At 55.8% G+C, this 215-nt stretch carries 1 rRNA gene; it reads left to right on the top strand.

The features are described 5' to 3' along the window. Positions 1–142: 142 nt before the first annotated feature. A 5S ribosomal RNA gene (rrf, locus tag ADK36_RS18020) occupies positions 143–215 on the top strand; the annotation flags it as partial.

Below are 215 nucleotides of genomic sequence, written 5' to 3'. Positions count from 1 at the left end.
AGCACGGTAACGTGTGGAGGTGACCGGTACTAATAGGCCGAGGGCTTGTCCTCAGTTGCTCGCGTCCACTGTGTTGGTTCTGAAACCACGAACAGCCCCACGTTTCCACAGAGCGTGGTGCGGCTGGATAGTTTCATAGTGTTTCGGTGGTTATAGCGTGAGGGAAACGCCCGGTTACATTCCGAACCCGGAAGCTAAGCCTTACAGCGCCGATG

It is taken from the genome of Streptomyces viridochromogenes, from assembly GCF_001270495.1.
In the GTDB taxonomy this organism is placed as follows: Bacteria; Actinomycetota; Actinomycetes; order Streptomycetales; family Streptomycetaceae; genus Streptomyces; species Streptomyces viridochromogenes_A.
This window is presented reverse-complemented; position numbering and strand designations above follow the sequence as displayed.